At 68.0% G+C, this 17,586-nt stretch carries 18 protein-coding genes and 1 pseudogene; 11 read left to right on the top strand and 8 right to left on the bottom strand.

The genetic code is table 11. From position 1 onward, the window contains the following. Positions 1 to 136 precede the first annotated feature (136 nt). The 4 genes from ddh (at position 137) to V2L32_RS08680 (ending at position 3,259) form a co-directional block, all read left to right on the top strand. Positions 137 to 1,060, top strand: a complete 924-nt coding sequence (ddh, locus tag V2L32_RS08695) for a D-2-hydroxyacid dehydrogenase (protein ID WP_331236097.1) — start codon at positions 137 to 139, stop codon at positions 1,058 to 1,060. Further along, the gene (locus tag V2L32_RS08690; RefSeq protein WP_331236096.1) at positions 1,060 to 1,746 is read left to right on the top strand and encodes a YqjF family protein; all 687 of its coding nucleotides are present in this window, start codon (positions 1,060 to 1,062) and stop codon (positions 1,744 to 1,746) included. Before ddh ends, V2L32_RS08690 begins: the two co-directional genes overlap by 1 nt. 77 nt (positions 1,747 to 1,823) lie before the next feature. Continuing rightward, complete coding sequence (locus V2L32_RS08685; protein ID WP_409348431.1) at positions 1,824 to 2,489, top strand: YqjF family protein; 666 nt, start codon at positions 1,824 to 1,826, stop codon at positions 2,487 to 2,489. Positions 2,490 to 2,617: 128 nt separating this feature from the next. Then, a complete protein-coding gene (locus V2L32_RS08680; protein WP_331236094.1) occupies positions 2,618 to 3,259 on the top strand; it encodes a PaaI family thioesterase in 642 nt (213 codons plus the stop codon). Between the two features lie 169 nt (positions 3,260 to 3,428). Here the strand turns inward: V2L32_RS08680 and V2L32_RS08675 are convergent, their stop codons facing one another. The 3 genes from V2L32_RS08675 to engB form a co-directional block, all read right to left on the bottom strand. Then, on the bottom strand, positions 3,429 to 4,781 hold the full coding sequence (locus V2L32_RS08675; RefSeq protein ID WP_331236093.1) for a serine hydrolase: 1,353 nt from the start codon (positions 4,779 to 4,781) through the stop codon (positions 3,429 to 3,431). Between the two features lie 90 nt (positions 4,782 to 4,871). Continuing rightward, entirely contained in the window at positions 4,872 to 5,183 is a 312-nt protein-coding gene (locus tag V2L32_RS08670) for a hypothetical protein (protein ID WP_331236092.1), read from the bottom strand. Positions 5,184 to 5,368: 185 nt separating this feature from the next. Further along, a complete protein-coding gene (gene engB, locus V2L32_RS08665) occupies positions 5,369 to 5,989 on the bottom strand; it encodes a GTP-binding protein EngB (protein WP_331236091.1) in 621 nt (206 codons plus the stop codon). Between the two features lie 109 nt (positions 5,990 to 6,098). On the opposite strand from engB, the gene V2L32_RS08660 reads away from it, so the two are divergent. Then, entirely contained in the window at positions 6,099 to 6,347 is a 249-nt protein-coding gene (locus tag V2L32_RS08660) for a hypothetical protein (protein WP_331236090.1), read from the top strand. Positions 6,348 to 6,395: 48 nt separating this feature from the next. Then, on the top strand, positions 6,396 to 7,166 hold the full coding sequence (locus tag V2L32_RS08655) for an SDR family NAD(P)-dependent oxidoreductase (RefSeq protein ID WP_331236089.1): 771 nt from the start codon (positions 6,396 to 6,398) through the stop codon (positions 7,164 to 7,166). 92 nt (positions 7,167 to 7,258) lie between these two features. Here the strand turns inward: V2L32_RS08655 and V2L32_RS08650 are convergent, their stop codons facing one another. Together V2L32_RS08650 and hisD are read right to left on the bottom strand one after the other, a co-directional pair. Next, the gene (locus V2L32_RS08650; RefSeq protein WP_331236088.1) at positions 7,259 to 7,684 is read right to left on the bottom strand and encodes an arsenate-mycothiol transferase ArsC; all 426 of its coding nucleotides are present in this window, start codon (positions 7,682 to 7,684) and stop codon (positions 7,259 to 7,261) included. Positions 7,685 to 7,777: 93 nt separating this feature from the next. Continuing rightward, complete coding sequence (gene hisD, locus V2L32_RS08645; protein ID WP_331236087.1) at positions 7,778 to 9,055, bottom strand: histidinol dehydrogenase; 1,278 nt, start codon at positions 9,053 to 9,055, stop codon at positions 7,778 to 7,780. A 174-nt stretch (positions 9,056 to 9,229) separates the two neighbouring features. Here hisD and V2L32_RS08640 point away from each other — a divergent pair, with 174 nt between their 5' ends. The 4 genes from V2L32_RS08640 (at position 9,230) to V2L32_RS08625 (ending at position 13,960) form a co-directional block, all read left to right on the top strand. Further along, positions 9,230 to 10,618 carry a short-chain fatty acid transporter gene (locus V2L32_RS08640; protein ID WP_331236086.1) on the top strand — a complete coding sequence of 463 codons (1,389 nt, stop codon included), beginning with the start codon at positions 9,230 to 9,232 and terminating at the stop codon, positions 10,616 to 10,618. Positions 10,619 to 10,675: 57 nt separating this feature from the next. Then, positions 10,676 to 11,902, top strand: coding sequence for an MFS transporter (locus V2L32_RS08635; RefSeq protein ID WP_331236085.1), 1,227 nt, complete (start codon positions 10,676 to 10,678; stop codon positions 11,900 to 11,902). Positions 11,903 to 11,943: 41 nt separating this feature from the next. Continuing rightward, entirely contained in the window at positions 11,944 to 13,260 is a 1,317-nt protein-coding gene (locus V2L32_RS08630) for a TIGR00341 family protein (RefSeq protein ID WP_331236084.1), read from the top strand. A gap of 322 nt (positions 13,261 to 13,582) precedes the next feature. Then, positions 13,583 to 13,960 carry a DUF7344 domain-containing protein gene (locus tag V2L32_RS08625; RefSeq protein WP_331236083.1) on the top strand — a complete coding sequence of 126 codons (378 nt, stop codon included), beginning with the start codon at positions 13,583 to 13,585 and terminating at the stop codon, positions 13,958 to 13,960. Positions 13,961 to 14,023: 63 nt separating this feature from the next. Here V2L32_RS08625 and V2L32_RS21110 read toward each other — a convergent pair. Further along, positions 14,024 to 14,137, bottom strand: a pseudogene (locus V2L32_RS21110) (CBS domain-containing protein); the annotation flags it as partial. Positions 14,138 to 14,290: 153 nt separating this feature from the next. Continuing rightward, entirely contained in the window at positions 14,291 to 16,384 is a 2,094-nt protein-coding gene (locus tag V2L32_RS08615; RefSeq protein WP_331236081.1) for a cation:proton antiporter, read from the bottom strand. Positions 16,385 to 16,497: 113 nt separating this feature from the next. On the opposite strand from V2L32_RS08615, the gene V2L32_RS08610 reads away from it, so the two are divergent. Further along, entirely contained in the window at positions 16,498 to 17,139 is a 642-nt protein-coding gene (locus V2L32_RS08610) for an SIMPL domain-containing protein (RefSeq protein WP_331236080.1), read from the top strand. 21 nt (positions 17,140 to 17,160) lie between these two features. Here the strand turns inward: V2L32_RS08610 and V2L32_RS08605 are convergent, their stop codons facing one another. Next, a complete protein-coding gene (locus tag V2L32_RS08605) occupies positions 17,161 to 17,523 on the bottom strand; it encodes a winged helix-turn-helix domain-containing protein (RefSeq protein WP_331236079.1) in 363 nt (120 codons plus the stop codon). Positions 17,524 to 17,586 lie beyond the last annotated feature (63 nt).

Genomic DNA, 17,586 nt, shown 5'->3' with positions numbered 1-17,586 from the left:
CCCGCCGAGCCCCGTGTGACGAGAGCGATTCACACCGAGCCACCCACTCCTGACGGGCGATAGCGTCCGAGAGCGACCCACGGCTCTGAACGGCCGACTCCAGAACACTCATCGGCGTGCCCGACGAAGCGCCGGTATGCAGATCGATCGCCTCGGGGTCCACGACTCCGTCGTCGGCGTCTTCCCGCCCGAACGGCTCGTATCGACGCTTTCGGAGGTCCATCCCGACGTCTCGGTCGTCGGCGACGACGAGATCGGCGAGTACGACGGGATCGTCACCCTCGCACACCGCGACGCCTTCTTCGAGGTCGAGTGGGTCCACTCGATCCAGGCGGGCTACGACCGCTTTCCCCTCTCGGAGTTCGAGGACGCGGGGACGACCCTCACGAACAGCGCGGGCATCCACGGGACGAGCGTCGGCGAGACGGTGCTGGGCTACCTCCTCTCGTTCGCCCGTCGCCACCACCGCTACCGGGACTTCCAGCACGAACCGGTCTGGCGCCGGCCCGCCTGGGACGAGGCCTTCACCCTCTCCAGCGAGTCGCTCTGCGTCGTCGGCCTCGGCACCATCGGGACCGGGATCGCCGAGCGAGCGACCGCGCTCGGGATGGAGGTCGCCGGCGTCCGCCGCTCGGGCGAACAGGTCGAGGGCGTCTCGCGGGTCTACACTCCCGACGAGCTCCACGAGGCGGTCTCGGATGCGACGTTCGTCGCCGTCTCCGTACCGCTGTCGGGCGAGACCGAACGGCTGATCGACGCCGACGTCCTCGGGGCCATGAGCGAGGAGAGCTACCTGATCAACGTCTCGCGGGGATCGGTCGTCGACGAGGACGCGCTGATCGAGGCCCTCGAATCGGACGGAATCAGGGGGGCCGCCCTCGACGTCTTCGAGGTCGAGCCGCTGCCACACGACTCGCCGCTGTGGGGGATGGACGAGGTGATCGTCACGCCCCACGCCTCGGCGTACACCCGCGAGTACTACGAGGACGTGGCGGGGCTCGTAACGGACAACCTCCGACGGATCGAGGACGGCGACGACCTGACGAACCGACTCGTCTGATGGCTCCGGTCGTGTCGCTCCGGGTGCGCGACGTGGTCTTCTGTCACTGGCCGGTCGACACGGACCAGGTGCGGCGACGGCTCCCGAACGGACTCGAACCGGCGACGTACGACGACAGCGCCTGGGTGAGCGTCGTCGCCCTCGCGGTCGACGGCGTGCGGCCGTTCGGCGTTCCCGTCGGCGGGAGGTCGTTCGCACAGCTCAACCTCCGGACCTACACGAGTGGCGGACGCGAGGAAGGGGTCTACTTCCTCGCGCTCGCCACGGGCGACCCGCTCTCGGCGGTTCCCGGTCGATACCTGTTCGGCCTGCCGTACGCCCACGCGGATCTCTCGCACACCGCCGGCGACGGCGACGTGACGGTTCGGTGCCGAGCGGACGACCGGACGCTCTTCTCCGGTCGGTTCGAGTGCGGTGGAACACCGTACCGTGCGGAAGAGGGCTCACTCGACGCCTTCCTCGTGGAACGGTACCGGTACGTCGCGGACACCCGGTTCGGCCGCCTCGTCGAGGGAGAGATAGACCACCACCCGTGGGAGTTGCTCCCCGCCGAGGCTGTCGGTGAGGTCGACGCGGACGGGCTGTTCCGGCGCGAGGGGCTCAGCCCACCCGGGACCGACCCGCGGTGTGCGTGCGCCCGGTCGCTCCGGATACGCGTCGAACGACCGCAATCGCTCTCCCGGTGAGCGGGCACAGCGACGACCGGGATGGGAACCCCGATACGGTTTCGGTACGTAGCTCGGACGTGGCATCGGTGCTCTCGATGCGCTGGCGGGACGGCGTCTTCTGTCACTGGCCGGTGGAGCCTGCGGTCGTACAGGGACGACTCCCGGACCGCCTCGACGTGGCGACACACCAGGAAAAGGCGTACCTCGGCGTCGTGCCGTTCGTGATGGAGGCGATCCGGCCGCGGGGCCTACCCGAGAGACTCGGACGGTCGTTCCCCGAACTCAACCTGCGGACCTACGTCGAGCGCGAGTCGGGCGTCTACTTCTTCAGCCTCGACGCCGACGACCGGCTCTCGGTCGCGCTCGCACGGCGGGTCTTTCGTCTGCCGTACTACCGCGCCCGGATGCGCTTCGATCGTCGGGGAGAGCGAATCGAGATCCGGAGCCGGCGGACGAGTACGGGTGTACCGCCGGCGGCGTTCGACGCGACGGTCGAGGTCAGTGGAACACACCGCCCGGTCGAGCGGGGGAGTCTGGAGGCGTTCCTCGTCGAGAACTACCGGTTTTTCACCGAGAGTGATCGCGGACGGCTCTACGTGGGCGAGGTCGACCACGAGCCGTGGCGGCTCGCGACCGCGGACGTGACGGTCCGCGAGAACGGGCTGTTCGCGGCCAACGGGTTCGAGAAGCCGGCGGAAGCGCCGATCTGTCACCACGCGAGGCCGCTCGAGGTGCGTGCCGATCGGATCCGATCGGTCTGATCCGAGTGGTCGCAGAACTCGGGAGAGAAGAGTTGACACGTAGCATTGCGTACGGAGTGCGAGCGTTCCTCGGTAGCGAAGGCAGTCGACACCTGCTGTACCGACGAGATCTCTAGCGAGAACCAGATATGGCCGAGGCACCACCGGGGACGGGCGAGGAATCGGCGGCCCTGACGATCGAGTTCGACCGAAAGGAGTACGAGCGGTTACAGTCCGTGACGGACGACCTGGCCGGGCTGGTTCGTGAGGCCACGCTTCACCGTGTCGAGGTGGAGGATGTCGAGGTGGAGGAGGCGGTCGCGTTCACGCGGGAGGGTGGTTTCCGCGGACCGGACGGGTTCGCCAGGATGGCGAGCGACGACTACCCCACGTGGCCGCTGGGGGGGCTACTCGGTCTCGAACTCCTGTCGATGGGCGACGGCGAGTCACGGTGGGCACTCGACGTCGGGCCGGAGCACGAGAACCCCATGGGGACGGTCCACGGCGGCGTCCTCTGTGACGTCGGCGACGCCGCCCTGAGCACCGCGGACATGAGCACCGTCGGAGCGGACGAATCGTTCACCACGGTCGAGCTCACGGTGAACTTCCTGCGACCGGTCTGGACCGGACGCCTGGAGGCGGTCGGTCGAGTCCTCCACAAGGGTCGTACGATCGGCGTCGCGGAGTGCGAGATCACGAACGAGGAGGGGAAGTCGGTCGCCCGTCTCTCGGGGACGTGCATGACCCTTCGCGAGACGTCGGCCGACCGGATTACGCCCGCCGAGAGCTAGGTCTCTCCACCTCGTAGAGCCTTCACGGCTCTCCCAGAGAGTATCGGACGTCGACGAATCGTCGCAGCGAGGATCGAGTTCGATCCGTGCCTCCGTGTCGAATACTTCGAGGTCGACGGACCGGAGAGCAGGATATCGAGGGTTCGTGAGCGTTCGAAACACCTTACGGCTACTGCCTGTGCAGCCGCCACCGATCGACGTAGCAGTCTACCTCCTCACCACTCACCTCGAACAGCACCGACTGGGGCACACCGGAGGCCGCAGGCGTCGTGAACCGATAGCCCGCCAGTCGCTCGTCCTCCGGGACGAGCGGCAGCGGCGCGCCGCCGAAGGCGTCCTCGAACGTGAGGACCAATCCCTCGCCCTGGCGCTCGACCCGCGCACGTTTGATCCCGCGATACGTCTCGTACTCGCCACAGAGCCGGTCCATCCGCCTCCGACGAACGCGCTCGGCGACCTCGTCCGGGTCCTCCCCGAGCGCGGCGGCGACGACCTCCTGGGCGAGCGCGTAGGTCGAGTATCCGGGACCGGTGTTGCAGAGGACGGCGACACCCATCTCCCGATCCGGGAGGAAGCCGAGGTAGGCGGTCGCGACGCCGATCGACCCGCCGTGGCCGATCACGCGCTCGCCCGCCACCTCCCGGGTGCGCCAGCCGTACCCGTACGGACCGACCGGCGTCTCGGTGTGGCCCTCGTGCGCCCGGGCGAGCAGCGCCGCGCTCACGATTCGTTCGCCGTCGACCGCGCCCCCGCCGAGCTGGAGCCGGAGGTAGCTCGCGAGTTCGACGACCGAACTCAACAGCCCGCCGGGGCCCTGGCTCAGCTCTCTGATGGGGAGTGAACGCTCTTCCACACCCTCGTCGGTCAGCTCGTACGGCGTCATCGTGTCCGGATCGGCCTCGAATCGCTCTTCGGAGAACGTCGAGCGCTCCATCCCAAGCGGCGAGAGGATCTCTTCCTCCACCACCTGCGCGAACGGGCGGCCGTCGATCTCCGACACCGCGTCGGCGACCAGCATGTACCCCGAGTTCGAGTACATGAACCGTCCCTCCGGGGTTCCGGCCCACTCCTCGCGGGCGCCCCGGAGGTGGCGGTAGAAGTCCTCTCTGTCCCCCAGCGGGACGCCCGCCTCCTCCATCCCCGCCTGCCGTGAGAGCAGCGCCTCGCTCACCGCGAGCGACGGCATCCCCGACGAGTGGGTGAGCAGGTCGTGGACAGTGGCCTCGGGGAGCCCCTCGCGGTCGAGGTAGGTCCCGATCGGCTCGTCGAGCGAGAGTTCGTCCCTCTCTACGAGTTGGAGCGCAGAGAGCGCGGTGAACGACTTCGTGACCGAACCGATGCCGTAGAGCGTGTCGGGGGTGGCTGGAGCGTTCGAGGCCAGGTCACGAGAGCCGTACCCCGCGGTGTACCCGATCTCGTCGCCCGTGAGCACCGCGACGCTCGCGCCGGGGACGCCCTCGTCGATCATCCAGCGGTCGAGCACGCGGTCGATCTCGGTCGTCCGCTCGGAGGAAAGCGACATGGGGAGTCGACTCCGCTCGCGCGAAAGAAGCTACCGGAGGCGGCCGCGATGGCCGCTTCGGACCCCCTCCCCGTCGTGTGTTCCGCCGGACTACTCGACCAGCGTGAGGTTCCACTCGTCGGCGTCGACCCGGACCCGGTCGAGCACGCCAGAGTCCCCGCGGACCTGCACGTCGAACGCGCCCCCGTCGTGGACGATCTGGAGGTCGGTCCTCCTCGCGTCGGTCTCGAACCGACTCGTCCGCTCGGCCGGGCGCTCGCCCTCGCCCGTCGTCAGGCCGTGGTCGTCGTAGTCGATCCACGCCGAGCGTTCGATCGCCCCGTCCTCGGTCGTGAGGTCGACGCTGATCCCTTCCTCGGTTTCGGCCTCGCGCACCGAGAGCGTGTACGTCTCGAAGCTCATCGCTCGCCCGCCTCCCGAGGGACGAACGCGTACTCGGTGCTCGACTCGTGGTCGGTCGTCCCGTGACCCCCGCTTCCGGGCCGGTCGATCGTGTCGGCCATGGGTCGGGTTCGGCACTCGCCCGGGTAGCCCTCCTGCCCGCACGTGCAGGCGAGCGACGTGGGAGAGGGCGTCGACGTCGCCGGTCAGCCGACGTAGCCGAGCAGGTCGTCGCGCTTCGCCTCGTGGAGGTGGCTCCCGAGCGACTCGCGTAGGGGCTCGATCCGTCCCTTCTTCGCGGTGACCGGAGCGATCGTGTCCCGCCACTGCTGCCACGGCGGGAGCAGCCCGAGACGATCGCAGAGCGCGTTGAGGCGCTCGTCCTTCTCGCTCACTTTGTCCATCTTGTTCACCGCGACGACCGTGGGGATCCCCAGTTCCTGGAGAAACGAGAACAGCTCGACGTCGTGGGGGATCTCTCCCCGATCCGTGTGACGGTCGATCACGTCGATTACCGCCTTCCCGTCGACGACGAGCACCCCCACGAGGATCGAATCGGCGTTCTCCTCGACGTAGCGCACCACGTCGGTCTTGATCCCCTCTCTGACCTCCTCGGGGACGCCGCTCATGAAGCCGAAGCCGGGGAGGTCGGAGATCATGAAGTCTCGCTCGGCCCAGTCGAAGTGGTTCGGTCTGCGGGTCACCCCCGGCTTCTGCCCGGTCGAGACGCTGTGTCCGGTGAGTTCGCGCATCAGCGTCGACTTCCCGACGTTCGACCGGCCGACGAGGACGATCTCGGCACCGCGGTCGGGTCGCTCTTCGAACATGGTGACGTGAGGCGGGGGAAGGGGTAAACGGCTGTGGTTCGACGGGAGCCGATCGGACACGCGGTCGGGTGTCCGAAGGTTAATGCGACGGCAGCGGATCTCCGGTCGTATGACCGAGGAGGGAGGGCCACGCTTCGCGAGCGACGAGCCGCCGGGGCCGATCGGGATCGGCCTCAGAGGGCTGCTCGCCGTCACCGCGCTCGTCGTCGCGGCCGTCTGGCTCCTCAGGCTCGCCGTCTCCGGCCCGTCGGTGTTCGGCGGACTCCTGTTCGAACTGCTCGGCCCGCTCGTGCTGATCTACCTCGGGACGACGTACCTCAGAGAGCAGTACCGCAACGTGCGACGCCGCCGGGAGTGAGCCCGCCGCGAGGCGAGTACTTATGCCCTCGTGCCGGACACCTCGCCCATGAACGGACGCACGGTCTTCGTCACCGGTGCGAGTGGAGGGATCGGCCGCGAGATAGCGCTCGCGTTCGCCGATCGTGGCGCGAACGTGGCGCTCGCGGCGCGAAGCGACGGCCGATACGAGACGGCGGAGCTGATCGAGGATACCGAGAGAGCGCTTCCGGTCGAAACCGACGTGACCGACGAGGCGTCGATCGAACGCGCGATCGAGGCGACGGTCGAACGGTTCGGCGGCCTCGACTGCCTCGTGAACAACGCCGGCATCGCGGGGCCGACCGCGCCGATTGAGGAGGTCGAACGCGAGGAGATAGAGCGGACGATGGCGGTGAACGTTACCGGCCTCTTCCTGACGACGAAACACGCCGTAGCGCACCTCCGAGGGAGCGACCGGGCGAGCGTGATAAACGTCTCGTCGATCAGCGGGAAACGACCGCTCGCCGACCGCACGCCCTACACCGCCTCGAAGATGGCGGTGATCGGGCTGACGAGAACGCTCGCGTTCGAACTCGGCGAGGACGACGTCACCGTGAACGCGATCTGTCCGGGTGCCACCCGGGGGCCGCGGATCGATCGGGTGATCGAGGCGCAGGCCGAGCGGATGGGTGTCTCCTACGACGAGGCGAAGCGGGCGGTGTTCACCGACGACACCGCGCTCGGGCGGCTCGTCGAGGCCGAGGACGTCGCGGCGATGGCGACGTTCCTCGCGAGCGAGGAGGCACGTCACGTCACCGCACAGGATATCAACGTCGACGCCGGGACGACCTGGTACTGATGCGGTCTGCTGTAACGATCTATCGGAGCAACCGCAGTGCGGTCGCGGTTTCCGGAAATGACGTACAGCGGTCCGTATGAGACCTCATTCCCTCAGGAGGCGTCTGCGAACTCACCGGCCTCGATCCGATCGAACAGCGAGCGCACCCGCTCTCGGATCTCCTCGCGCTGTGCGCGATAGTCGTCGAGATCCTCCCCGTCCGGGTGTTCTACCTCCCAGGTCTCGGTCGTCCCGCTCCAGCCCTCCGGCCGGAACTCCTCGATCGAGCAACCCATCGTCACGACGTGATTCGCGTCCTCGACGTCCTCGGGCCTGATCTTCCGGGGACGTCGGTCCCCGATATCGATGCCCTCCTCGGCGAGCACCTCGACGACCTCCGGATGGACGCGGTCGCGCGAGTCGGTCCCGCCGGTGACGATCTCCGGCGAGAGGTCGCGGCGCTCTCGCTCCGCCTCGGCGAGCGCGCTCGCCAGCTGGCTCCGTCCCGCGTTTCCGACGCAGACGAACGCGAGTTTCATCGTCCCAGGTTTCTCGGCCGCCCGTAGTAAAACCCGTCACTGGCCGACGGCGCGGCAGTGATCGCCGCCCGGTCCCGATCTCCGTCCGGCGGCCTATTCATCGTCCCCGAAGCGGGCCTCCGCGGAGAACCGATGGGCGTGGGTGCCCTCGAGTTCGCAGATCTTCGCCGCGTGTGGGGCGATCGACGCCGCGCCGTCGGCGGTGAGCTGCTGGTGGGTGAGCGTCTTCAGGTAGGTCCCGACCCAGATACCGCCGCTGTAGCGGGCGACCTCGAGCGTCGGCAGGCAGTGGTTCGTCCCGACCGCCTTGTCCCCGAAGACGACAGGGGAGTGATGACCGAGAAAGAGCGAGCCGTAGTTGCGCAGTCCGTCGAAGAAGCGTCGCGGCTCGTCGGCCATCACCTGGAGGTGTTCCATCGCGTACTCGTTCGCGACCTCGATCGCCGTCTCGTCGTCCTCCGCCACCACGACCTCCCCGTTGGTCTTCCAGGACTCGCGTGCGATCTCCTCGGTCGGGAGGTCGGGGAGCTGCCGTTCGATCTCCTCTATCGTCTCTCTCGCCGTGGCTTCGTCCGTCGAGACGAGGATCGCCCGCGACTCCGTGTCGTGTTCGGCCTGCGCGAGGACGTCTGTCGCGACGAGCGCCGGGTCGGCCGTCTCGTCGACCAGGATCAGCACCTCCGTGGGGCCGGCGAGGAAGTCGATCCCGACCCGCCCGAACACCTGCCGTTTCGCCTCGGTCGTGTAGACGTTGCCCGGGCCGGTGACGACGTCCACGGACGGGACCGACTCGGTGCCGTAGGCCATCGCGGCGATCGCCTGTGCGCCGCCCGCACAGTAGACCTCGTCCGCGCCGGCGCGGTCCATCGCGTAGAGCTGTGCCGGCTGGATCGTCCCGTCGTCCTGCGGGGGCGCGCAGGCGACGATCCGGTCGACGCCCGCGACGACGGCCGGGACGATCGTCATCGCGGGCGAGGCGACGAGCGGGTAGCGGCCGCCGGGGACGTAGACGCCCGCCGTCTCGACCGGGACGACGCGCTGGCCGAGAACGATCCCGTCGCCGAACTCGCGCTCGAAACCCTCGACGTGCTCTCGCTGTTCCTCGTGGAACGTCCGGACGTTCGCGATCGTCTCGTCGATCGCCTCCCGGTCGTCCCCCGAGAGGGAGTCGTAGGCTGCCTCGATCTCGCTCTCCGAGACGCGGACCGCGTCTCTGGTGACGCCGTCGAACTTCTCGGTGAGGTCGAACAGCGCCTCGTCCCCCCCGTCTCTGACGCTCGCGACGATCTCGGCGACCGACTCCGTGACCTCCTGGGCTACCTCGAGCGACGGCCGTTCCGTCTCCTTGAGGTACGTTGGCTCGCGTCCCATACGCAGGGCTAGAGCGTGGGCCACATAATACCGGCAGTACCGCCGTCGTACGGAGGCGGTGAGGTCGGTTCGGATCACCCGGAGAGACGGGACAGAACGCCACTCAGAGGGCTCTACTCGGGTGGATACCGGAACGCGCAGCTTTATTATCCCTGGTGATAGCTCTCACGTCACATGGCAGCGAGTAGCTCACAGGGAGGGTTACAGCGCGTCGGGCAAGGGGTGGCGAACTGGTCCGAGCGGTGGGTTCCGAGCCCGTTCATCTTCGCGATCATGCTCACGCTGATCGCGTACGCCGCGGCGCTCGTGCTCACGCCGGACGGTCCGCTCGAGAACATCGTCAACTGGTACGACGGCTTCTGGGTGCTCCTCGAGTTCGGGATGCAGATGGTGCTGGTGCTGGTGACCGGCTACGCGGTCGCGGACTCGAAGCAGGTGAGCGGGCTGTTGAACAGGATCGCGTCCGTTCCCAACAGCGGTGCTCAGGCCGCTGCGCTCGTCGCGGCCGTCGCGATGCTGGCGGGCTACTTCCACTGGGGGGTCGGGCTGATCGTGGGCGCGATCTTCGCCGTCTTCGTCGCGCGCGCCGGCCTCCAGCGCGGGATGACGTTTCACTACCCGCTCCTGTGCGCCGCCGGCTACACGAGCCAGGTGATCTGGCACGTCGGCCCCTCGACCAGCGCGGGGCTGCTCTCGGCGACCGAAGACCACGTCTTCGTCGACATCATCGGCGTCGTCCCGCTCTCCGAGAGCGTCTTCACCGTCTACGCGTTCGGGATCGCGATCCTCGTCTTCCTCACCGTCGTCCCGTTACTGTACTTCCTCGCACCCGAGGAGGAGAACGCGGTCGGGATCGAGGAGTACGCCCCCGAACTCGTCTCGGAAGCAACCGAGCGAGAGGTCGCCACCGACGGTGGCCAGGAGCCGACCAACCCCTCCGATCGACTCAACGACAGCCGTCTCGTTGCGTACCTCGTCGGGTTCGGCATGATGGTCTACCTCGTTCAGCACTTCGCGACCGCCGGCATCGGCGAGGCGCTCGACCTCAACGTCTTCAACTTCCTCTTCATCGCCCTCGGGCTGTTCCTCTACGGGACCCCGACGGCGTACATGGGCGCGATCCGCGACGCGACCGAGAGCTCTGCGGGCATCATCCTCCAGTTCCCGTTCTACGCCGGCATCCTCGGTATCGTCGAGAACTCCGGGCTCTCGGACCTGATCGCGGAGTTCCTCCTCGGCGTCGCGACACCCGCGACGTTCCCGGTGTTCGCCTGGATCCTCGGCGGGATCATGAACTTCTTCGTCCCGAGCGGCGGCGGCGAGTGGGGGATCATCGGCGGGATCATCGGCGAGACGGCGAACGAACTCGGCGTCCCACCAGGGCAGGCGATCATCGCCTACGGGACGGGTGACATGTGGACGAACATGTTCCAGCCGTTCTGGGCGATCCCCTTGCTGGGGATCACGAAGGTCAGGGCGCGGGACATCCTCGGCTACACGCTCATCATCATGGTCGTGTTGACGCCCGTCTTCGCCCTCGGGCTCTACTTCCTCCCCTACTGAGCCGGCGTCCGAACCCTCGGACGTTTTATCCCGGTCCGTGGTAGGTGAACACGAGCGATGACCGGCGACGATCGAAGAGGTCTGTACACCGGCTGGGTCGTCGTCGTCGGCTGTTTCCTCGGCTCGTTCGTCGTCTTCGGCCTCTCCTATTCGTTCGGCGTGCTCGCCGACGCCATCCTCGCCGAGTTCGGCCGCTCGCGCGGGCTCACGAGCGTCGCCTTCGGCGTCCAGACGGTGATGCTCTACGTCGGCGGCGCCGGCGTCGGCGTGCTCGTCGACCGCTACGGTACCCGCAGGATGCTCGTCCTCGGCGGAGCCGTCCTCTGTACCGGCCTGGTCGCGACGAGCCTCGTCGGCTCCCTCCTCGCGTTCGTCTTCACTTACGGGGTGCTGACGGGGGTCGGACTGAGCGTGGTCTACGTCGTCTCCTACGCGACGGTCCCACGGTGGTTCGACCGCAGACTCGGTCTCGCGGGTGGGCTCGCCTCCGCCGGACTCGGGGTGGGGATGCTCGTCGTCGCGCCCGCGACCGACGCGCTGATCGTCCGGGTCGGCTGGCGCTCGACGATGCTCGTCCTCGCCGGAGGGACCGCGCTCGCGCTCGTCGGCGCCACCGCGCTGATCCGCGGCCGACCCGACCCGGGAGAGGTCCCCGCAGGGGAGGTCGACGGCGGGTTCGGCGAGGAGGGGACGCTCACCCTGCGCGAGGGGCTCTCGGACGTCCTCCGGGTGGCTCGCAGCCCGTCGTTTCTCGCCCTCTTCCTCGGCTGGGTGCTCGTCTACTCGACGCTCTACGTCGTCCTCTCGCACCTCGTGCTCCACGTCGTCGACCTGGGGATCTCGCGGGCCGTCGGCGCGGCCGCCCTCGGCGCGCTCGGCGGAGCGAGCGCGGTCGGCCGGGTGGTGATCGGTCACGCCGCGGATCGGGTGGGGAGAGCGCGCACGTTCGCGACCTGCTCGGCGGTGATGGGCGTGGCGACGCTCTCGCTGATCGGGGCGGGGAGCGCGGCGGCGATCCTCGGCTTCGCGGCGGTCTACGGGCTGGCCTACGGCGGGAACGGCGCGCTGCTCGCGCCGTTGACTGCTGATCTCTTCGGCCGGGTGAACATCGGCGCGGTCTTCGGGCTCGTCTCCGGGGCGTTCGCCGTGAGCGGGCTGCTCGCGCCGTATCTCGCAGGCGTCACCCACGACACGCTCGGGACGTACGACCCGGTCTTCGGCGTCGTGGGCGTCGCCGCGGTCGTCGGGGCGGGGGCGATCATCGGGGCCGCCCGACTGCAGTAGCCACCAGAGACTACTTCCCCGCCGATTTCGTTGACTCCGCTGTGCGTCTGCTTCAGGTGCTGATCCCGGCCGGCAAGGGGGACGCGATCGAGGAACACCTCACGGAGGAGGGGATCGACTACGTGCTCACCGACGAGACGAGCACCCGAGAGGTCGAAGGCGTCGCGTACGTCCCGCTGCCGAAGAGCGCGGTCGAGCCGATCCTCGACCGGCTCGTCGAACTCGGCGTCGAGCGCGAGTCGTACACGGTGGTGCTGAGCGCCGAGACCGTCGAGTCCGAGCGCTTCGATGAGCTCGAAGAGCGCTTTGCGAGCGACGACGTCGACGAGGAGCGGATCTCGAGACAGGAACTCCAGGCCGAAGCGACCGGACTCACACCCTCCTTCGACGTCTACGTCACGATGACGGTGATCAGCGCCGTCGTCGCGACCGCGGGGCTGTTGCTCGATTCACCAGCCGTCGTCGTCGGCTCGATGGTGATCGCACCGCTGATCGGGCCCGCGCTGGCCGCGAGCGTCGGCACCGTCGTGAACGACGACGAGCTGTTCAAGAAGGGGCTGAAGTACCAGGCGATCGGCGTCTTCCTCGCCATCGGCAGCGCTGCGGTCTTCGCCTGGGTCGTCCGGACGCTCCACATCGTCCCTCCCGGACTCGATCCGGCGGCGATCACGGAGATCAGCGAGCGCTTTACCCCCGGAGTGCTCCTGCTCGCCGTCGCGCTCGGCGCTGGCGTCGCGGGCGTGATCAGCATCGCGACGGGCATCTCGGTCGCACTCGTCGGCGTGATGATCGCCGCGGCGCTGATCCCGCCCGCCGCGGCCGCCGGCATCGCGATCGCCTGGGGGCTGCCGCTGGCCGCCGCCGGGGCGACCGTCCTCACCCTCGTGAACGTCATCTCGGTGAACCTCGCGGGGCTGCTCACGCTCTGGTACGCCGGCTACCGGCCGACCAGCTGGATGGAGACCGACATCGCCCGCGGGAAGTTCCGCAAACACGTCGCCGCCTTCGCCGTCGCCGCGCTCGTCTGCACGGCCTTCCTCGGCGGGGTGACCTACACCTCCTACCAGCTCTCCGCGTTCGAGTCGGAGGCACAGTCGGAGATCGACGACGTGCTCTCCGAGGAGTACGACAGCTACGTGCTCGCGGACGTGGAGTTCATCCTCGACGACGAGGCGGAGTTCCAGCAGGCCGACCGGGTGGCGATGACCCGGCAGGTGGACACGGTGATCGTCACCATAGGGGTGCCGCCCGACGAGGCGGACCCGGAGCTCGCCGAGAGGCTCCACTCCCGGATCAACCAGCACACCGACGACGAGGTTTCGGTGCAGGTTCGGTTCGTCGAGATAACCGAACGGTAGCCTGAGCCTGCCGGTAGCGTGCTTTCCGAGACCCCTCCGTAGCCCTCCCGTTCGTCTGGTGAAGCTCCTCGTCGACGAGGACGAACGTGCGGGCGTCGAGTCGGTCCTCGCGGAGTACGACCGTCCGATCGTCGGAGTCGCGGCCGACCGCGGCCGATCGCGCGGTGATCCGTCGCTCCGGACGCCGGGAGACGAAGCCGTTGGGGGTCGAAGGGAAACGGCTCTCCGGTCACCGGGAATAATTATAAGGAATGACCGTTGTAGAGTTCGAATGGGGGAGAGGGAGTATCGTGGGTGGGGTTGCCGAGAACGGGGCTGTCCGGTGAGTCCAGTGACCGAACGGGGACGGACACCCCCGTCGCTGGACGCGGTCTTCGCCGTCCTCTCGGAGCGGTACTGCCGGTACGTCCTCTACTACTTCGTCCAGCGCGACGTCGACGCGGCCTCCGTCGACGAACTCGAGGAGGCAGTCCGGCTGATCGAGACGTGCCTCGACTCGGCAGCGGGCCTCGAAACGGGAGAACTCACCGAGACGCTCGTCGGGGAGTCGTTACCGAAGCTAGAGCGGACGGGAGCGGTGGAGTTCGACACGCACAGCGAGACGATCAGGTACTGCCGCGAGCCCCGGCTCGAGGAGTACGCCGCACACGCCGCCTACCAGGAACTGGGGAGCGCGGCCTACGGGAGACGGAGCGACTGAACGGACCGCGTTCGGACGGCCGTGAACGGACGACCACCGACATCTACCGGTCCCGAGACCGGTTCAGGGGCTGTGCTCGGGCGACTGGGCCTCGATCCTGTCCGAGACCTCCTCGAGCTGTTCGTCGATCGGCGCGACGAGGTCGTCGAGCGAGACGATACCGGTGAGCGCCCCGTCGTCCGCCGCGACGTCCTGTACCGAGTCGTTCTGATCGTCCGTTACGACGTCGATCGGATCGAGGTTTCCGACAGGCACGGCACGACGCGGAACCGGGACGACCCGATCGAGGGCTTCGCTTGCACACGAAACGTTCCGTTCATCGAGACGGGATCAGCCGACCCGGAGGAACCGGCGTCGGTCGGAGCTGTCCTCCTCGGCGGGGTACGTGACGACGACGTTGGCCGCCGGCGAGGAGACGAGGCGGTCCGGGAGATCCGAGAGGTCCGAACGCCAGCCTCGGGCGTTCGGTCGGGGACTGATCGCGACGAACAGGTCGGTCTCCCCGACGTGTTCGGCCACCGCGTCGTCCATCGTTGGCCCGATCGGGACCGTCTCGACTGAGAGCGTGGTGTCGGGTTCGACCGCGTCGATCAGCTCCTCGTACCGCTCGGCGTTCGCGCCGGCGACGAGACAGACGAGCTCGACGCCGAGCTGGTCCGCGACGGTCTTCACCACGCCGACCGCCTCGTAGAAGCCGGGGTGGGAGGCGATCCGGCCGGGGAGCAGACAGACCACCCGATCCGCGACGTTGAGCTTCTCCTCCAGCTTCGAGACGAGCACGAGCTGTGTGCTCCGTTCTACGAGCTGGTCGATCGTCCCGCCGAACAGCCGCGAACCGAAGCGGCGCGTGCCTGGCCAGCCGGTGATGACGGTTCGAATCCGGTTCTCCTCGACCGCCCGGAGGATCCCCGTGACGACGTTCTCGTCGACGTGCGTCTGTGTCTCGATCGGCACCTCGGCCCCGGAGACGTACTCCTCGGCGTGGGTCAGCACCTCCTCCGCCTCGGCGACCTCCGCGCCGGTGGCGTCGTCCCCTCGCCCCCGCGAGCCGCGGATCGGATCCGTCAAGTCGCCACGGACGACCGTCATCGCCCGGAGCGGCTCGTTCCCGCCCGACTCGCGGACGAGCATCCCAAAGTCGAGCAGCCGTTCGAGCGTCTCGGAGTTGCCAGAGAGCGGGACGAGCACGCGCGGCGGGGCCTCGCCGGGGTCGTACTCCGCCTGCTCCTCGGCCTCGACGATCCTCCGGCCGTACCGTTCGGAGAGCGCCGGGCTGATCACGCTCACGACGAGGATCATCACGACGACGCCGTTGACCATCGGCTCGTCGAACAGGCCGAGATCGAAGCCGATGAGCGTGATCGCGAGCGCGGCGGCGGCCTGGCCCGCAGACAGCGAGAACATCGTCAGCCGTTCGGGGACCGTGTAGTCGTAGATCGCCCCGGTCGCGAACGACGCCACGAGCTTCGTCGAGAGCATGAGGACGACGATCGATCCGGCAATGACGAGCGTCTCCGGACCCTCGACGATCACCGCGACGTCGACGAGCATTCCCACCGATATGAGAAAGAAGGGGATGAGCAGCGCGTTGCCGACGAACTCGATCCGGTTCATCAGCGTGCCGGTCTGCGGGATCAGCCGGTTGAGCGCGAGGCCAGCGAGGAACGCCCCGATGATGTGCTTGACGCCGGCGAGCTCCGCGACGAACGCACAGACGAACAGTACGGCTATCACGAAGAGGAACTCGTAGTAGCTCTCGTCGGGCACATTCCGGAAGAAGAATCGGCCGAGCCTCGGTACCAGGATCCAGACGCCGGCGAAGAAGACCGAGAGCCCGATTCCCAGCTCCGCCCAGAAGCCGAGGGTGAGATCGCCGGCGGCCGCGCCGATCGCGATCGCGAGGACGAGCAGCGCCGCGGTGTCGGTGAGGATCGTCCCACCGATCGCCGCGGTGACGGCGTCGTTCTTCGCGATCCCCAGCCGGTTGACGATCGGGTAGGCGAGCAGCGTGTGTGAGGAGAAGATGGCCGCGTAGAGCGCCGCGGTGGGGAGATCGAACCCGAGGATGGTGATGCCGAAGACGGTCCCGATCGCCTGCGGAAGGAGAAACGAGAGCGCGCCGAAGACGACGCTCATCTCGCGGTTCTCGACGAACTCGTCGAGGTCGATCTCCAGGCCGGCGACGAACATCAGGTAGACCAGGCCCACCTCGCCTAGCAGGACGAACGTCTCGGTGCGGTCGAGCAGTCCTATTCCATTGGGACCGATCGCCGCCCCGACGACGATCACCCCGATGATGCCGGGGAGACGGTAACGCTCGAAGACCAGCGGCGCAAGCAGGAACGCACACATCGCGATGGCGAATATCAGGATCGGGTCGTCGAACGGTGGGGTGAGCGAGGGGCCGGTAGCGAGAGGAAGCATCGGTGGTCGTCGCTCCGACAACTCGACAGGGTGGCTTCAATCCGGTGGTAGCGGGGGCGGTCGTCAAACGGGTAGGGCGAGAACAGGTATACCGGTGGACGGTGAAGAACCTCATGAGCGACGGACGGGAGATCACGGTCGATACGAGCGCGAGCGTGGAGACCGACGCCGACGCGGCCGAACTCGTCCTCGCGGTGGAGACCGTCGAGGACACGCCGGAAGCGGACAGGGAGACCGTCGCAGCGGGCGTGAAACGCCTCGACGAGACGTTCGCCGACCTCGGACTCGACGAGGACCGAATCCACACGACACACTTCCAGATGCGGGAGGACCACCGGAGGTCGGGAGACGAGGAGCGCCGGTTCAGGGGAAGTCATGGTTTCGAGGTCGAGCTACACGACCTCGCCCGGATCGGAGAGGTGATCGACGCCACCACCGTCGGCCTCGTCGGGATGAATCAGATCCGCTTCACGCTGCGAAGGGAGACGAGGGAGACGATGCGGGAGGAGGCGCTCCGCCGTTCGGTGGCGAGCGCTCGTTCGGACGCGAGGGTGCTCGCCGAGAGCGCGGATCTCACCCTCGGCGGGATTCTCGCCCTCTCGACGGCGAGCGGGGATCTCCGGCCGTACCAGGTGAGCGGACGGGACGTCGTCCTCGACACCGCGAAGGACGAAAGCGAGCGGACGCGGGTCGAGTCGGGTCCGGTAACCGTCTCTGCACACGTGACGGCCGTGTTCGATTCGGCCGGACCGTAATTCTGCGATCCGGGAATCGACTCAGCCCTCCGTCCGACAGACCGTTATCCCGTTCGTGACACACTCGACGCTCGTCACGTCGTCGTAGACCACCGAGACGCTGTCTACCGTACGCACGTACTCCGAGGGCGGGTCGTCGGTCCGGAATCGACGCAGCTCCGTCAACAGCCCGGTCTCACAGAGCGTCGCCACCTTCCTGTAGGCGGTCGACGAGGGAAGGTCCAGTTCGACGGCGAGTTCACCGACGGTGATCGGCTCGTCGGCCCGCTCGAACATCGCCCGGGCGACCGGGTCGGCGAGCACGCTAGCGAACCGGTCCGGATCGCACTCTCTGTCCCACGACCAGTCTGTCTCAGAGTCCTGCGGCGTGGACGATCGGTCCATACGTCGACTCGGCCGCCGGAGACCGTAATCGCACCCACGATTCCCGTCGGGTGGGAATCCCCT

It is taken from the genome of Halalkalicoccus sp. CGA53 (genome assembly GCF_036429475.1).
In the GTDB taxonomy this organism is placed as follows: domain Archaea; phylum Halobacteriota; class Halobacteria; order Halobacteriales; family Halalkalicoccaceae; genus Natronorarus; species Natronorarus salvus.
The sequence above is the reverse complement of the archived record's forward strand: the minus strand, read 5'-3'. Positions and strand labels throughout refer to the sequence as shown.

Excerpts from the sequence above, each read along its gene's own strand:
- ddh (WP_331236097.1), top strand. The coding sequence starts at position 137 with ATGCAGATCGATCGCCTCGGGGTCCACGACTCCGTCGTCGGCGTCTTC.
- V2L32_RS08690 (WP_331236096.1), top strand. The coding sequence starts at position 1,060 with ATGGCTCCGGTCGTGTCGCTCCGGGTGCGCGACGTGGTCTTCTGTCAC.
- V2L32_RS08685 (WP_409348431.1), top strand. The coding sequence starts at position 1,824 with ATGCGCTGGCGGGACGGCGTCTTCTGTCACTGGCCGGTGGAGCCTGCG.
- V2L32_RS08680 (WP_331236094.1), top strand. The coding sequence starts at position 2,618 with ATGGCCGAGGCACCACCGGGGACGGGCGAGGAATCGGCGGCCCTGACG.
- V2L32_RS08675 (WP_331236093.1), bottom strand. The coding sequence starts at position 4,781 with ATGTCGCTTTCCTCCGAGCGGACGACCGAGATCGACCGCGTGCTCGAC.
- V2L32_RS08670 (WP_331236092.1), bottom strand. The coding sequence starts at position 5,183 with ATGAGCTTCGAGACGTACACGCTCTCGGTGCGCGAGGCCGAAACCGAG.
- engB (WP_331236091.1), bottom strand. The coding sequence starts at position 5,989 with ATGTTCGAAGAGCGACCCGACCGCGGTGCCGAGATCGTCCTCGTCGGC.
- V2L32_RS08660 (WP_331236090.1), top strand. The coding sequence starts at position 6,099 with ATGACCGAGGAGGGAGGGCCACGCTTCGCGAGCGACGAGCCGCCGGGG.
- V2L32_RS08655 (WP_331236089.1), top strand. The coding sequence starts at position 6,396 with ATGAACGGACGCACGGTCTTCGTCACCGGTGCGAGTGGAGGGATCGGC.
- V2L32_RS08650 (WP_331236088.1), bottom strand. The coding sequence starts at position 7,684 with ATGAAACTCGCGTTCGTCTGCGTCGGAAACGCGGGACGGAGCCAGCTG.
- hisD (WP_331236087.1), bottom strand. The coding sequence starts at position 9,055 with ATGGGACGCGAGCCAACGTACCTCAAGGAGACGGAACGGCCGTCGCTC.
- V2L32_RS08640 (WP_331236086.1), top strand. The coding sequence starts at position 9,230 with ATGGCAGCGAGTAGCTCACAGGGAGGGTTACAGCGCGTCGGGCAAGGG.
- V2L32_RS08635 (WP_331236085.1), top strand. The coding sequence starts at position 10,676 with ATGACCGGCGACGATCGAAGAGGTCTGTACACCGGCTGGGTCGTCGTC.
- V2L32_RS08615 (WP_331236081.1), bottom strand. The coding sequence starts at position 16,384 with ATGCTTCCTCTCGCTACCGGCCCCTCGCTCACCCCACCGTTCGACGAC.
- V2L32_RS08610 (WP_331236080.1), top strand. The coding sequence starts at position 16,498 with ATGAGCGACGGACGGGAGATCACGGTCGATACGAGCGCGAGCGTGGAG.
- V2L32_RS08605 (WP_331236079.1), bottom strand. The coding sequence starts at position 17,523 with ATGGACCGATCGTCCACGCCGCAGGACTCTGAGACAGACTGGTCGTGG.